The following is a 14,086-nucleotide window of genomic DNA, read 5'->3' as shown; positions in this document are numbered from 1 at the left end:
ACAATCGTATCGTGAGATGGCTTGGATATAGGTAACGTATTGGCGTATCTTATCCACTTGATCAGTGCTAATGCATCGCTTTGCACGATATTAAAATCATGCCTTTTGGATGGAGTTATTTTGAGAACAACAATAAACATTATTTTTAGTGTCGTTTTTCTATTTGTTGTTATTTTTCCCCTCCGAGTATGCGCTGAAACAGTTACTCTTAATAGCGATACTGCGTTAGTCATTAATGACAATAATTTGTGGAAACGGCTGCCTGATAAGTTTGACCCACATAATATTGATGCGATAGATGATTGGTACAATAAACAGCAAGCTGTTGATTCAATTATTGGTAAGTCTGGGCGTTTTGTTACCAAGTTAACTGTCGTTGCTAACAGCACCGAGCGATGGTTTATAGTGCCCAAAACTAATTTTATTGACCAAGGACTTGGCTATTATTTTAACCCCATCGATTCAATCGTTATTACACAAGAATTTTCTCAGTTAGCAGATAATAAAACACCGCAATTACTGCACTTTCAAGCATTTAGCCTTTCTATGAATAAAGGTGAAAAAGGGGAGCTTTGGGTGGTTATTTCAGCACAAAAATACCCATCCCCTGTGTCTATTAAATTATTAAATAGTGAATCGTTTTACCGTTTTCAAACTGTTAATAATGTATTGTCGGTTGCGGCTATTTTTGCCATGTTACTTTTAGCTTTATTAACATCATTTATTTACTTTGGTACCCGTAATCGTATTGCGATAACGTGTGCTGGCTACTTAGGCTTTCATGGGATTGGATGGGCGGTGGCATCAGGATTAATTGATGATTTGCTTAATCTCTCCTTCAATACTGTTTATTTAGGCATGTATATTTTCCCATTAGCCGTCGCTTTTGCCGCCCAGTTTGTGTCTGATTTATTTGAATGTAAGGAGAATCATCGCAAAACGTATAAGTTTTTACATTGGCTAACTATTGCCAGTGCAGTCGCCGCAGGTGTGATTGCGTTTACTTCTTTCTCATTTGCTTTTGCTGTTTCACATATATTTGCAATGCTTTGGATAAGCGTGACGATTGTTATTGGCGTTTATATGCTCAAATTAAAAGACTTTAGAGCGAAGTACTTTTTATTTGGTAACGTGCTTTATGGGTTGTCGCTTATTTATTACATGCTATCTCATAGTGACATTTTTGGTGAGCTTGACTATGCTGAGTCGTTAGTTGTGTCTGCATTGGCCATTGATTGCATGTGTATTATGCTCTCTCTCACTGAATGGTTTAAGATAAAACAATCAGAATATAACCGTAACTTTTACTTATCGCGCTTAGATCCACTGACAAAGTTAGGCAATCGCTATGCATTGAATGAGGGGATCTCAAAATTAGGGCCACACTATGTGGTGGTTTATTTAGATATTGATGGTCTTAAAAAAATAAATGACAACCTAGGTCATGGCGAAGGCGATAAGCTTATCACTTTCGTGGCTAAATATTTACTAGAGACATTTGCCGCTCATGGCAGTATTTTTAGAACAGGCGGCGATGAATTTGTTATGTTGCTACCTTTACTTCGCTTTGAGCAATTAACGAGTAAGTTAGAGAGCACGCAAAAGCTATTGGATATATTGCCTGACAAAATTCACGAAAAGTGGGCGCAAGCAGGCATTAGTTATGGTATTTGTAATAGTGCTGAGCAAGACACGCCCTCGAAGTGTTTATCACAAGCGGATAAGCGCATGTACCTGCAAAAAGAGCAGCATCGTACAGAGCACAACGTATTACAACAATAATAAAGGAACATAAAATGTTTAAACAATTTCTATTGGTGCTTGCACTGTTCGTTGCACCTTTAGCCATGGCAGATAAAGGCCCTTTTGTGGGCGAAATTTCAACTACACGTTTATTGGCTGATTATGCAAAGTTTAATAAGGAGTTTACTGTGTTTACTCCTTCTAATGATGAACTTGCAAAAATTCAACAGCTTGATGGTAAAGATATTGTGGTTCTGTTTGGAACCTGGTGCCACGATAGCGAACGTGAAGTACCTCGATTACTGAAGCTTATTGCGCAGTCTGAGGTGGCACTTAAAAGTTTAACCTTGGTAGGCGTAGGATACGACAAGCGTGACCCGCAAGGAATTGCACAGCAATACAATTTAGAGTATACCCCAACAATGATTGTGCTGGATGACGGAAAAGAGATTGCACGCATGATTGAAAAACCAAAGGTCTCATTAGCCAGCGATCTGAGTCAATTTAACTCACTATAATGGGATATACCCATTTAAAATCAGGTTAAATAAATATTGAGAGCGGTATTGTTAGTATGTTTAAGCAAGTAATACAGTTAATTGATGAGGCAAATAGCCACGATCCAAATAAAGAGCAGTATGCACACGAGATTTGGCCAAAGGAGCGGTTATATTCAGAGCATATGACCAATATGCTAGATCGCTTTGCGCCAGGAAGCGATCAATTAATGCATGTTGCAGTGCGTGCCCAGCATATTGAGCGCTGGAAATCGCCACGCAGTGATTATCCTATGAATAAGCAAGGTTATCACCAATGGCGCAGTGCGCTTTATACTTTTCATGCCAGTACGGTTGTTAAGATAATGCAGCAAGCGGGCTTCTCACTGCAACAGCAAGACCGTGTTTATGCAGCAGTGGCTAAGCAACAAATAAAACGCAACCCAGACAGCCAACTGGTTGAAGATATTGCAAGTCTTGTGTTTATAGAGCACTACATGTTGGCATTTGCAGCAACCAAGCCTGACTATGATGAGCAAAAGTGGATCGGGATTTTACAGCGCACGTGGCAAAAAATGTCACCACAGGCACATGAATTTGTACTAGCCGGTAACATTACATTGCCAGCACCTTTAGTGCCATTGATTGAAAAAGCGCTGGCAGATAACTAAATTAACCAGCGTTTAGTCTAAATTATCAGTGTAAATGGATAACTTTAAGGGTTACAAAGTTGACAATACATGGGGGGCCCCTTCGGCGTGTTTACTGTGATTTATATACTCTTTAACTTGTTTGGTTGGTAGTGAACATTGCGCGCATATTAGCCCCGGTGGGGGCTTTTTAAATTACAAAGTTTGCTGTATCACACCAGGGCATTTGGCGTTGAGCCGCTTTGCTAAGTCTTTCGCGGTGTTGACAATCATAGCTTATCTTTGCGGGCTGTTCATTGCCCTTAAGTCTGGCATGAGCTGTCTTATGAGCGGCTTATGATGATTAAATCGCGCCTGCAATTGGGTTCGATTTAGCACTTTTTCCAAAGCATTAGGCAAGGTTAATATCCAGTGCCGGTTTTAAATTGAGCACTCGTTTTCCACTGTTTTAGTGGTTACTTGCTCACCAATTGTTAAACCACGAGAAGCAAAAGTGTCTGTTTCGCTTGCGTTATAGCCTGCGGGGCTAACACAGGTGCATGGTTATTCGGCTTTGGCTATTTGGCTATGCCATGCGTTTTTGTACAAGCGTTCAATTTCATTGCTGTCTCCCCAGCGCAGTAGAGTTAACCAATCATTATCTACGAGGTTTTTAATCATGCTGTGCTTTTGATATATCGCAAAGATTGCATCACGTGGTGCGGCAATATATACACTCAGGCGTAAGGGCTCGTGCATCCATTGGTTGCCATTGTGAAGCGATTGCATAGCGAGTCCTATACGTAAGTCGCCACCATTGCCCTCAAATACGCCTATGTTACCCCCTACCGCATTATGTAGCACTTTATTGCCACTGCCGTACTTATAGTTATCAGTCACGGAGGCATTGTATTGGGTGTTGATCCAGTTTGTTACAATCATCGGAGCTGTCATAATTAACTCTAAAAGAGCAAACTCAGTATCGTGTTGCCATTGGTAATCATGTAAAAAGCTGCGCCCTTTTAAGTCAACGTCGCGGGTCCAGTTACGCGGTGCCACAATAAATGCAGCGTTATTTGCAAGTCCCCATTCAGGGCGCACTTGTGACCAATCATTAGCACGTTTTTGATAGGCGTGATTAATTTGATTGTGTGACGCATTCGCTAAACGTGGGTCGATGTGCTGCAAACGCTCTTGTTGAGCTTGTTTAGTGGCTGTTCGCAGCCATTGCGACATGGTTGGATTGAGTGATGAATCAAAAAGGGTGATTTCATCAGTTGTAGTATTGTGCAAAGCGGCTACAAATTGGCAATCATCAGGCAGTGATATACCACGGTTTTGTAGTTGCTTACGTACATCAGGCTCATTAAGTAAGGATGCTAATACTCGCACATTTACTTCCCCGGTCTGCCCGCCACATGCGCCGCAATCAAGGCCAGCAGCATGTAAGTTATTGGTACTGTGGCTGCCGTGTCCTACCAATAGTATTTTTTCTGCATACTCAGTAAGTCCCATTGCATTAAGCACGGTGTAAGCCAGCTCAGTTTTGTCCTCTGTATTGAGCTGAATGTTGTCTTTGCTCAATTGCCATTGAGTATCATGACAGTGGTGGTTTGACGTATTGTTTGCTAAAAAGGTATTTTTTAAAAGCTTGAGTGCATAGAGCCAACCCATTGATTCAACCATCGAAAACGCTGACGGAGCGGCTTTAGACCAATTTTGCCATGCGGCAGTTAAGCTGCGCTCTGCCGTTATTTTATGGCTGCCTTTTTGCTCGCTGACTTGAATGATCGGTTTTAATAAACCGGGCAATTGCGGACGTTTTAGCGCGCTTGCATTAGCTTGATACTCAATAGGTAAGCCAAAAAAACCGGCAAAGCCAAAGGTTTCAATTGTTTGACTTTGCGACTCTAGCGCACGACGCATGACCTCGGAGCGTACATCGATACAAAATACGGCTTGAAGCTGCACTTTGGCAGGTGTGGCTTTACTTGCATTAAGTAGAGTTTCATTTAACGTTTGCTGATAACTTAGTTCGTGTGCCTTAGCCCACACCCAACCTGGTTGTTGAGCTATTTTATGGTTATTGAAACGCTCAAATAGTTCAGCTTTTTCGTGTTGCCATTGTGAACGCAGTAATTGAAAGCTTTTGGAGTCATGTTGCTCAACGTATTGCCAAATAACTACGTCCCAGGCCATGCGAATTGCAAGCAGCTGATGCATTTCCTCATGAGGCTGTTGATACAAATCTCCTTGCCAGCGAAGATAAGCAAGCCATGATGCCCATCCATTAATATCCAGTAACAGTGAGTGGGCATAATATTCTAAGATATCTTCGCTAATCCCCAAGCAATCAATCGCCATGGCAATTAATTCATCTGCTGTGTCTGGCAGCTTAGCAAAATAATGGTTAAGGTGTTTTTCATCCATAATAATGCTCACACCCTTGTCAGCTTTGATTACTTTTAGCCAATGAGCGTAAAGGTCGTCAACCTGCGACACATTATTGCGATGCAGCATGGGGCCAAGTTGCTGATAATGGGCTGCACAAAACTGACTAATTTGCTGAATGATTTCATCATGCCAAGCCATTTTATGAGGGTCTCGTTGGGTATCAAGCAAATCTGAAATGTTATGCCAATGCTTAACTGGCAATTCAATATTAAGAGAGTCTTTGAGCTGCTCAATGGTCATATCGACGCCAAGTACAAAGGCGGCATCCTGTAGATGTTTATCGGTAATAGTATGCTGTTTATATTTTGCTTGGTAATACGCTTTGGGCATTTGTAGCTTGGCATTGCTAAGGGTGCCAATGCGCGCAGCAACGTGCTCTATCGGCATAGTACGCATTTGCCAAAATGGGTTTACGGCAATCATTTGGTCTAACGGCCAACTAGGTGCAATATAGCCACATACTGTGTTTAATATGTCTTTGTGTTTTGGGCTGAGCGTATTTTTTTCGCATTGTGCGATTGCTGCGTTCATGATTTTGACTCCAGTATCGTCACTATTTTAGTGTGATTTTTAGTATTTGTGCGCGCATTAACTGGCAAGCGAATAGGCCAAATTTTTAATGTGAGGCGGGTAAACCATTCATCCAAATATAACCCTGCAAATAACAGGGCTGAGAGGGCTTTTACTTTAGGATGTTGACTCTGATTTTTTAGTAGATAGCTCAGCCCGACTAACACAACAATAAGCAGGGTAGCCCAGTTATCAGCTGAGCTGAAAGCAGCTTCTCGCCAAACAGTGGTGCCGATAGCTAGAGTGAAAATGGCTTTTAAACTTATATAGCTAAGTGTTGCTATCACAGCTGCCATAATCGTGGAGATGATGACTGAGCCATTTGTAGTGCCATGTTTTGTTGCGATGAGCATTGTCAAAGCACACGTTAATAATAACCAAATACTTACAGCACCACTGTACCCGCTGAGATACCAAGCTAAACCAACAAGCACTGAAGACACACTAAAACCCAGTAACCAATTTGCAGTAGTGGGTACGTGTTCAGGAGCATGACGGCGCTTTATATCTTCATTTATCGCATTGCCTGCGTTTAAAAAAGCATAGGCCTTGTACATAGAGTGGGTGACTAAGTGGAGCAAGGCTAATTCAAATAGCCCTAGCGCGCATTCTAATAACATTAACCCCATTTGCGCGCTGGTAGACCAAGCCATCCTTACTTTAACACTGACTCGTGTTGTCATTACTAGCGCACTGATAACTGTGGTTAAACCTGCAACAACTAATACCAACCACTGTGCGACTGTCGCTTGCATAAACAAAGGGGCAAATAAAATCAGTAAAAAACCGCCAAGGTTTATAACCCCAGCGTGCAGTAATGCACTCACCGGCGTTGGAGCTTCTACCACTTGTATAAGCCAACCATGCAGAGGCAACTGAGCACATTTTATTAGTGCAGCAATCGCAATGAGCACGCCTGCAAGTTGTTCACTTACGCTAAGCGGGCCGCTGTTGTTAGTATAGGCAAGGCTCAAATCGCTAATAAACCACGTGTTATGAACGTTATAAAGTAAAACGAAGGCCAGCAGTAAGCTGGTTTCGGCTACACGAGCCACAATGAACTTTTTGTGCGCCGCGAGGGCTGCACGGGGTCTGTTTGGGTAAAACATAAGGAGTTGATGCAATGCCAAGCTAATACATACCCAGCCGAGCCAAAGCAATACTAAATGATTACTGATCACCACCAAGGTTACTGCAGACAATGTGGTGAGTAGCCAGCGCCAAAAATAATTAATGCGGGGCTCTCCTGCCATGTAATTTTGACAGAATTTGACCAAGCTTGTCCCTATAAACACAATCAGCGCAAGCATAATAAGCCGTGTGGGCGATAAAGATAAAAATGAATGGGGGGTAAATGAGAATACAGTGTGCGCAACAGCAACAGTTGTTACTAAAGCCGCATTGGCAATGAGCAAATAAAATAGATGTTTCCCATCGTTTGATTGAGTTTTGACGCCTACTTTATACGCTGTCATCATTAGGCTAACGGGGATTGTTAAAACCAATAATGACATGATTAATTCATTCATTGTCGACTCCTTTTAATAATGGAGCCAGTATGGCAAAGTTGTAAATCAAAGAAAAATAGATATAATCTAATCAATCGTTCTGTTTTAGTTAACTATATATGAGCCGTCTTAATTACCATCATTTATATTATTTCTGGCGCGTAGCGTTACAGGGCAATTTAACCCACGTTGCAAAAGAACTACACGTATCTCAATCAGCCTTATCCAGCCAAATAAAACAGCTCGAGCAAACTATGGATGTCAGTTTATTTGAGCGAAAAGGGCGTAGCCTAAATTTAACGGACATGGGCAAGCGTGTTTTGACATACGCAAACGATATCTTTAATACAGGCGAAGAGTTATCTTCTTTTTTAACGAAGGGAGTCATTGCGCAGAAGCAGCATTTGTCGATTGGCGTGCTCAATACGCTTTCGCGTAACTTTATTGAAGAGTTTATAAATCCATTGTTGAATGACCCTGACATTAGTTTTTCGCTCACCGCACGGCGTATGGATGGTTTATTGAATGGCTTAGCAGAGCATGAGTTAGATCTTGTGTTAACTAACAAACCCGTTGGAACAGAGCATTACGATCAGCTGTGGCAGAGTCAACTTGTGTCACGCCAACCATTAGCGATTGTTGGACCTGCTAATAAAAAAGTAATGAATGACTTTCCCGTTGGTTATGAAAATGCGCAATGGGTACTACCTAGTAAAACATCAGCAATTAGAGATTCATTTAATGCACTGTGTGCGCAGTGGCAATACAAGCCTGAAATTAAAGCCGAAGCAGATGATATGGCCATGTTACGTCTACTTGTACGCGACAGTGGTGCTTTTTCGGTACTTCCGCCAGTTGTTATTAAAGATGAAATAGAGCAAGGAATTTTATCGCAGTATCAGCGACTAACTGATGCTTATGAGCTGTTTTACGCAATTACTGCTCAGCGAAAATTTGTGCCCGAAATTTTAACGAAGCTATTGGCCAAAAGTGGTTAATTAACGAAGCGATTCATCCATATAGTGTCATGCTTGATGTGACAGAATTAAACAGCCACTTACTCTTGTGTTAGCGGCTGTTGTTCTGTTTGTACTTTTGCCAAGGTTTGTTTATTAACCTTGATAGCAAAGAGTGGCTCTGCATTTTTTAGCGTCGCTGATATTTCGGCTTTTAGTTGCAATTCGTGAGTTGTGTTCATTGCTTTTAAAGTGTGCGCGGTTTGTTGCTTTATCTGTTTATCTAATGCGATGTCAGCAGGGCTAAGTAGTAATAAAGTCAGTAGTAATGTGTTCATTGTCATCTCCTTATTTAGTTGGCTATAAATTAACTAAAGTTAATGACAAAACGGTGTTTCTAATATGTCTACTTGGTTAAGCTTTCATGGTATTTCGATGAAGGGTGACAGTTCAGGCTTGGTATAGGCAAATTAACGTTCCCTCTATTGCCCTAACATACGCATAATGCTGCGTTTCTCTAAAACTTGGAGAACAAAGTGGCTCGGCACCTGCAAGTACTGCTTTATCGTAACTTTCAATCAGGTTTGTACAGCTAAACCTTAGTTCAAAGCCTAGTGCTGGTTGCTTTGGATGTGCGCGAATATACCCTTGTTTAAAATGCGCTTGCGCGTAGGGGTGAGCGGCAAATGCTATTTTTATATTGCCAGTAGAGAGCTCTCCATATTCAGCGTTTTCACTTAATGAAAAAGTAACAAAGCCAAATGCTTGGTAATAAAAGTCTAAAGTTTCTTCAACGTCATCAACATAGATAACTTGGCTCATTAATTCCATATACAGCTCACTGATGTTCATTTATCTTCTAAATAAAGCACAGTTTTAGCGTATTTGCGAAAAATAAAATACTAAACTATTAATTTTAATAATAAAAAAACCTTACGAGTTCACTCAGTAAGGTTTTTAAATTGCGTATGAAAAGCGCTACTATTTGTTACGATTTTCTTTACTAAACGCGCGGATCTTACGTTTTTGCGAAAGCGTTACTTTGTTTGTACGCCCAGCAAATGGGTTGTCGCCTTCTCTAAATTCAATTTTGATTGGCGTGCCCATAATTTTTAACGCTTTACGGTAGTAGTTCATCAAGTAGCGTTTATAGCTATCAGGTAAATCGTGAACTTGGTTACCGTGAATAACGATACGTGGTGGATTATAACCACCTGCATGGGCATATTTAAGCTTAACACGACGGCCACGAACAAGTGGCGGCTGGTGGTCTGCTTGTGCCATATCCATGATACGGCGTAGCATGGCAGTACTGATACGCTTAGTCGCTGACTCGTACGCTTCGTCGATTGACTCAAATAAATGACCAACACCCGTACCATGTAACGCTGAGATAAAATGAATACGTGCAAAATCAATAAAGCCTAAACGACGATCAAGCTCTGATTTGATGCGATCTTTTACGTAGGTGTCTAGACCATCCCATTTGTTCACTGCAATCACCAATGAACGACCGGAGTTCAATGCAAAACCAAGTAAGCTTAAGTCTTGATCCGAAATACCTTCGCGTGCATCAACAACCACAAGTACTACGTTAGAATCTTCAATCGCTTGGAGTGTTTTGATCACGGAGAACTTTTCAACGACATCGCTTACTTTTTTACGTTTACGTACGCCTGCCGTATCAATTAATATGTACTCTTTGTCATTTCGTGTCATTGGGATATATACCGAGTCACGCGTTGTGCCTGGCATATCGTAAACAATAACACGTTCTTCACCGAGTATGCGGTTTGTTAGTGTTGACTTACCTACATTAGGACGACCAATGATAGCTAATTTAACTGGTTTGTCAGCAAACGCTTGTTGTTCTGCTTCACCGTCTTCTTCTGAGTATAAGTCAATGAGTTCGTCATCTCTGTCTTCACCATCATCGTTCTCTGCACTAAGCTGAGCGATTACAGGCTGTAACGTGTGTTCTAGCAGTAATGTAATACCACGGCCATGCGCTGCTGCAATATGGTGTACTTCACCTAACGATAATTGGTAAAACTCTGCACAATTAGAATCAGCATCAATACCATCGGTTTTATTGGCAACAACAAAGCTTTTCTTCTCTTGCTTGCGCAAGTGATTTGCAATGGCTTGATCGGCAACTGTCATACCCACACGGGCATCAACCAAGAACAATACGATATCAGCTTCTTCAATCGCTAGCAGCGACTGATCGGCCATTTCGATTTCAATGCCTTCTTCAGAACCATCAATACCGCCCGTGTCTACCACGATAAATTCATAGCCATCATAGTTAGCTTGGCCATATTTTCTATCTCGTGTTAAGCCTGGAAAATCGGCAACGAGTGCATCACGAGTACGTGTTAAACGGTTAAATAATGTGGATTTGCCCACATTGGGTCGCCCAACTAGAGCGATCACGGGAAGCATAAACTACCTCTTTAAAAAACAACAAAAGGCTTCGCAGTGCGAAGCCTTATAAAAATACATGTAGATTAGTGTGTTAGTTAGGTATGGTTACCGCACTAACTTCACCATCTCGGGTGTATAAAATCAGTTTATCGTCTGCAACAATTGGCTCAACAAAAAAGCCTGAACTGTCGAAGTCTTCGCGCGATACAAGCTCGCCTGATTCTTTATTTAGCCAGTGTAAGTTACCTTCTTGGTCACCTAATGCTAAATAATTCCCTGCTACCGCAGGCCCTGTTAAATACCAACCACGAAGAGCTGGTTGACTCCAGCGTTCAATGCCAGAGGTTTTATCTAATGCGTATACAACACCATCGCTATCAACAACGTAGATAGTCAAAGCGTCCATCGCTATTTCACGGTAACTGCTGTATTCACGTTTCCACACAACATTACCAGAGCGAATATCAACCGCTGCTAAGTTACCATTATAGGCGATAGCATAGGCATATGGGCCGCTAATAAGTGGGCGAGTGTCAACATCAACAAGACGTTCAAACTCAGATGCACCTTTAGGCGTTGCTATTTCAGCACTCCATGCAGAATAACCACTTTCAGAAATAAGTACGCTTAGCTTTCCAGTTTCAAGCCCAACCAGAACACCGCCATTAGCCACAGTCGGTGAGCTTTGACCGCGAAGTGTCAATGGAGGGACTTCTTGCTCGTGACTCCAACGCTCTTCACCGGTATCTGGATGAAGCGCAAGTAGTTTGCCCGAACCTAAATTAACAAAAATTAATCCATCACCGGCAGCAGGAGAAGCAAGTACTTCACCAGGTACGTTTTTACGCCATACTACTTCACCGGTTTCACGATCAAGGGCAATTAAAAACCCATGCTCTGAGCCAACAAATAATTTACCGTAGGCTTGTAGTATACCACCAGATAACTTGGCACTGATATCACTTTCCCATGGCCAAAATGTAGAATTCTCACGTACGTCCGTTTCCCAGAGCGTATCGCCAGTTTCAACTGATAGTGCTTCTATATCACCATCACGACTGGCTACAAAAACGTGATCTTTATAAATAGCTGGTGTTAAGCGTGAAAAGTAATGTTCTACCCCATCACCAATGCTTTCTTGCCATACAACGTTCGTTTCAAATTGATTAACGATTTCAGGCAATACTAGTTCTTCTTCGTCATCACTTGATGAGCAACCAACCAGAGTCGCCATACATAAAGCAATACTTGCCGCTGTTAACTTTTTCATGGTAACCCCTTATGCCGCTGGGCTAGTTACTGCTAAGTCATCAAGTTTGATTTGCAATAATGGGTTGTTTTCAAGGCCACCTGCATCAGCCGCTGTTTGATAAGCAACGCGTGCTTGCTCAGCGTTACCTTGTGCTAAATAAATGTCGCCTTTAATTTCAGCAACAGCCGCTTTGTATGCGTCATTTTGTGTTTTGTCTAATGTAGCTAATGCATCATCGTATTGTTTTTGAGCAACTTGTACACGCGCTAAACGCGTAATTGCTGTTGCTTTTAAGTCAGCGTTATCAACATTTGACATAACCCAAGTTAATTTCTCACTTGCTACGTCAAGTTGACCTTTTTCTACCGCTTCTTTTGCTGCAACAAATGACGCAAGTACGCTGTAATTAGAGTCTTTATTTTCAGCAATAAATGTATCGGCTGCGCCTAATACTTCACCACTTTCTACTAATGTAGTGTAAGCATCCGATGCACTTTCTGCTGTTGTAATTTGGTGCTGGTTATATGCTTTCCAGCCGTATAAACCGCCTAAACCGATAACAATACCTAGCGCAAGTGATACGCCATTTTCGCGGAAAAATCGTTTAATTGCTTCTGCTTGTTGTTCTTCTGTTGAATAAATATCCATTATTACCTCTAATGTTTTAGCTTTGTACTAGCTCAGCTAAAAGCGTTTTAACTTGTTCTAATTCTAAGGTGACTTGTTCTTTACGTTCACGTAAATATTTAACAGTCACTACGCCTTGTTCTAATTCGTCTTCACCGATAATTAGTGCCACAACAGCATCACTTTTATCTGCGCGTTTAAGCTGCTTTTTAAAGTTACCACCACCTGCGTGAACCATGACTCTAAGTCCTGGCACATCAGCACGTAGTTGAGCTGCGATTAGTGGGGCTTGGATACTAGCCTTATCACCCATTGCTGCCAAATATACATCAGCGTTGCGGCGTATGTCACCTACACATTCTAATGCTTGTAACAGTAATACCAATCGCTCAAGGCCCATGGCAAATCCAACGGCAGGTGATGCTTTACCACCTAGTTGCTCAACTAACCCATCATAACGGCCGCCAGCACAAACAGTGCCTTGAGCGCCGAGGCTGTCAGTGACCCACTCAAATACAGTTCGGTTGTAGTAATCTAAACCACGAACGAGTCGTTCATTTACCGTGTATATGACGCCTGCAGCGTCTAAACGTTCACATAAACTTGCAAAATGTTCTTTTGATTCAGCATCTAAATGTTCTGACAGTTTTGGTGCATCGACTAAGATGGCTTGAACATCAGGGTTTTTGCTGTCTAATACTCGCAATGGGTTTGAGTGCATACGACGCTTAGAATCTTCATCTAGTACGTCAACATGTTGTTCTAAATAGCTAATTAGCGCATCACGGTATTGTGCTCGGGCTTCATTTGAACCCAGTGAATTAAGTTCTAAGCGAACATGGTCACTGATACCAAATTGTTTCCATAGTTGTGCAGTAAGCAAGATAACTTCTGCGTCGATATCGGGTGTTGCAATACCGAATGTTTCTAGACCAAATTGGTGAAATTGACGATAACGGCCTTTTTGAGGACGCTCATGTCTAAACATTGGACCCATATACCATAAGCGCTGCTCTTGGTTATACAGTAATCCGTTTTGGTTACCAGCACGTACACAAACTGCAGTACCTTCTGGGCGAAGAGTTAAGCTATCGCCATTGTTATCTGCAAAAGTGTACATTTCTTTTTCTACGATATCGGTTACTTCACCAATAGAGCGTTTGAAAAGATCGGTTGATTCTACAATTGGAAAACGAATTTCTTGATAACCGAACGATGCGACCGTCTCGCGTAAAATGTTTTCTACTTTCTGCCAAACTTGGGTGTCGCCCGGCAGACAATCGTTCATTCCACGTATTGCCTGAATTTGTTTTGCCACTGATAAATCCTAAAAACTGTATTTGCGCACAGGGGTGCGACAACAAAAATGCTAAAAATTGACCCGCTATTATAGCTGGCATGCGTGCGGCAAACCACCCAGTTT

At 41.7% G+C, this 14,086-nt stretch carries 12 protein-coding genes; 4 read left to right on the top strand and 8 right to left on the bottom strand.

Annotated features, from left to right (window positions below; genetic code table 11):
* Nucleotides 1-120: 120 nt before the first annotated feature.
* The 3 genes from C7Y70_RS03780 to C7Y70_RS03770 are packed head-to-tail and all read left to right on the top strand — an operon-like array spanning nucleotide 121 to nucleotide 2,911.
* Complete coding sequence (locus C7Y70_RS03780; protein ID WP_135473430.1) at nucleotides 121-1,782, top strand: diguanylate cyclase; 1,662 nt, start codon at nucleotides 121-123, stop codon at nucleotides 1,780-1,782.
* A 14-nt stretch (nucleotides 1,783-1,796) separates the two neighbouring features.
* Nucleotides 1,797-2,261 carry a thioredoxin gene (locus C7Y70_RS03775; protein ID WP_135473429.1) on the top strand — a complete coding sequence of 155 codons (465 nt, stop codon included), beginning with the start codon at nucleotides 1,797-1,799 and terminating at the stop codon, nucleotides 2,259-2,261.
* A 56-nt stretch (nucleotides 2,262-2,317) separates the two neighbouring features.
* Nucleotides 2,318-2,911 carry a DUF4202 domain-containing protein gene (locus C7Y70_RS03770; RefSeq protein ID WP_135473428.1) on the top strand — a complete coding sequence of 198 codons (594 nt, stop codon included), beginning with the start codon at nucleotides 2,318-2,320 and terminating at the stop codon, nucleotides 2,909-2,911.
* Nucleotides 2,912-3,433: 522 nt separating this feature from the next.
* On the opposite strand, the gene C7Y70_RS03765 is transcribed toward C7Y70_RS03770, so the two are convergent.
* Both C7Y70_RS03765 and C7Y70_RS03760 read right to left on the bottom strand, forming a co-directional pair.
* Complete coding sequence (locus C7Y70_RS03765; RefSeq protein ID WP_135473427.1) at nucleotides 3,434-5,854, bottom strand: DUF2309 domain-containing protein; 2,421 nt, start codon at nucleotides 5,852-5,854, stop codon at nucleotides 3,434-3,436.
* Entirely contained in the window at nucleotides 5,851-7,422 is a 1,572-nt protein-coding gene (locus C7Y70_RS03760) for an NADH-quinone oxidoreductase subunit L (RefSeq protein WP_135473426.1), read from the bottom strand. The genes C7Y70_RS03765 and C7Y70_RS03760 overlap by 4 nt, the downstream gene beginning before the upstream one ends.
* A gap of 98 nt (nucleotides 7,423-7,520) precedes the next feature.
* Between C7Y70_RS03760 and C7Y70_RS03755 the strand changes: the two genes are divergently transcribed.
* Entirely contained in the window at nucleotides 7,521-8,399 is an 879-nt protein-coding gene (locus C7Y70_RS03755) for a LysR family transcriptional regulator (RefSeq protein ID WP_099292972.1), read from the top strand.
* A 59-nt stretch (nucleotides 8,400-8,458) separates the two neighbouring features.
* Here the strand turns inward: C7Y70_RS03755 and C7Y70_RS03750 are convergent, their stop codons facing one another.
* From C7Y70_RS03750 to hisS, 6 genes are all read right to left on the bottom strand, one after another.
* Nucleotides 8,459-8,695: a hypothetical protein gene (locus C7Y70_RS03750; RefSeq protein ID WP_135473425.1), complete on the bottom strand. Its 237-nt coding sequence runs from the start codon at nucleotides 8,693-8,695 to the stop codon at nucleotides 8,459-8,461.
* A gap of 112 nt (nucleotides 8,696-8,807) precedes the next feature.
* Nucleotides 8,808-9,188, bottom strand: coding sequence for a VOC family protein (locus C7Y70_RS03745; RefSeq protein WP_099293551.1), 381 nt, complete (start codon nucleotides 9,186-9,188; stop codon nucleotides 8,808-8,810).
* A gap of 150 nt (nucleotides 9,189-9,338) precedes the next feature.
* Complete coding sequence (gene der, locus C7Y70_RS03740) at nucleotides 9,339-10,802, bottom strand: ribosome biogenesis GTPase Der (RefSeq protein ID WP_135473424.1); 1,464 nt, start codon at nucleotides 10,800-10,802, stop codon at nucleotides 9,339-9,341.
* Between the two features lie 73 nt (nucleotides 10,803-10,875).
* Nucleotides 10,876-12,054, bottom strand: coding sequence for an outer membrane protein assembly factor BamB (gene bamB, locus C7Y70_RS03735; protein ID WP_099292966.1), 1,179 nt, complete (start codon nucleotides 12,052-12,054; stop codon nucleotides 10,876-10,878).
* Between the two features lie 9 nt (nucleotides 12,055-12,063).
* Complete coding sequence (locus C7Y70_RS03730; protein WP_099292964.1) at nucleotides 12,064-12,684, bottom strand: tetratricopeptide repeat protein; 621 nt, start codon at nucleotides 12,682-12,684, stop codon at nucleotides 12,064-12,066.
* 16 nt (nucleotides 12,685-12,700) lie between these two features.
* Nucleotides 12,701-13,981, bottom strand: coding sequence for a histidine--tRNA ligase (gene hisS, locus C7Y70_RS03725; protein ID WP_099292962.1), 1,281 nt, complete (start codon nucleotides 13,979-13,981; stop codon nucleotides 12,701-12,703).
* Between the last annotated feature and the right edge of the window lie 105 nt (nucleotides 13,982-14,086).

Origin of the sequence: Pseudoalteromonas sp. KS88 (genome assembly GCF_004766475.1) — a bacterium.
Lineage (GTDB): Bacteria > Pseudomonadota > Gammaproteobacteria > Enterobacterales > Alteromonadaceae > Pseudoalteromonas.
Note: the sequence above shows the minus strand (reverse complement) of the source record. Positions and strands in the feature narration are given on the sequence as shown.

Bases quoted from the DNA above. Each gene is read 5' to 3' on its own strand.
- C7Y70_RS03760 (WP_135473426.1), bottom strand. From the start codon at position 7,422: ATGAATGAATTAATCATGTCATTATTGGTTTTAACAATCCCCGTTAGC.
- C7Y70_RS03745 (WP_099293551.1), bottom strand. From the start codon at position 9,188: ATGGAATTAATGAGCCAAGTTATCTATGTTGATGACGTTGAAGAAACT.
- C7Y70_RS03765 (WP_135473427.1), bottom strand. From the start codon at position 5,854: ATGAACGCAGCAATCGCACAATGCGAAAAAAATACGCTCAGCCCAAAA.
- C7Y70_RS03750 (WP_135473425.1), bottom strand. From the start codon at position 8,695: ATGAACACATTACTACTGACTTTATTACTACTTAGCCCTGCTGACATC.
- C7Y70_RS03755 (WP_099292972.1), top strand. From the start codon at position 7,521: ATGAGCCGTCTTAATTACCATCATTTATATTATTTCTGGCGCGTAGCG.
- C7Y70_RS03730 (WP_099292964.1), bottom strand. From the start codon at position 12,684: ATGGATATTTATTCAACAGAAGAACAACAAGCAGAAGCAATTAAACGA.
- C7Y70_RS03775 (WP_135473429.1), top strand. From the start codon at position 1,797: ATGTTTAAACAATTTCTATTGGTGCTTGCACTGTTCGTTGCACCTTTA.
- bamB (WP_099292966.1), bottom strand. From the start codon at position 12,054: ATGAAAAAGTTAACAGCGGCAAGTATTGCTTTATGTATGGCGACTCTG.
- der (WP_135473424.1), bottom strand. From the start codon at position 10,802: ATGCTTCCCGTGATCGCTCTAGTTGGGCGACCCAATGTGGGCAAATCC.
- C7Y70_RS03770 (WP_135473428.1), top strand. From the start codon at position 2,318: ATGTTTAAGCAAGTAATACAGTTAATTGATGAGGCAAATAGCCACGAT.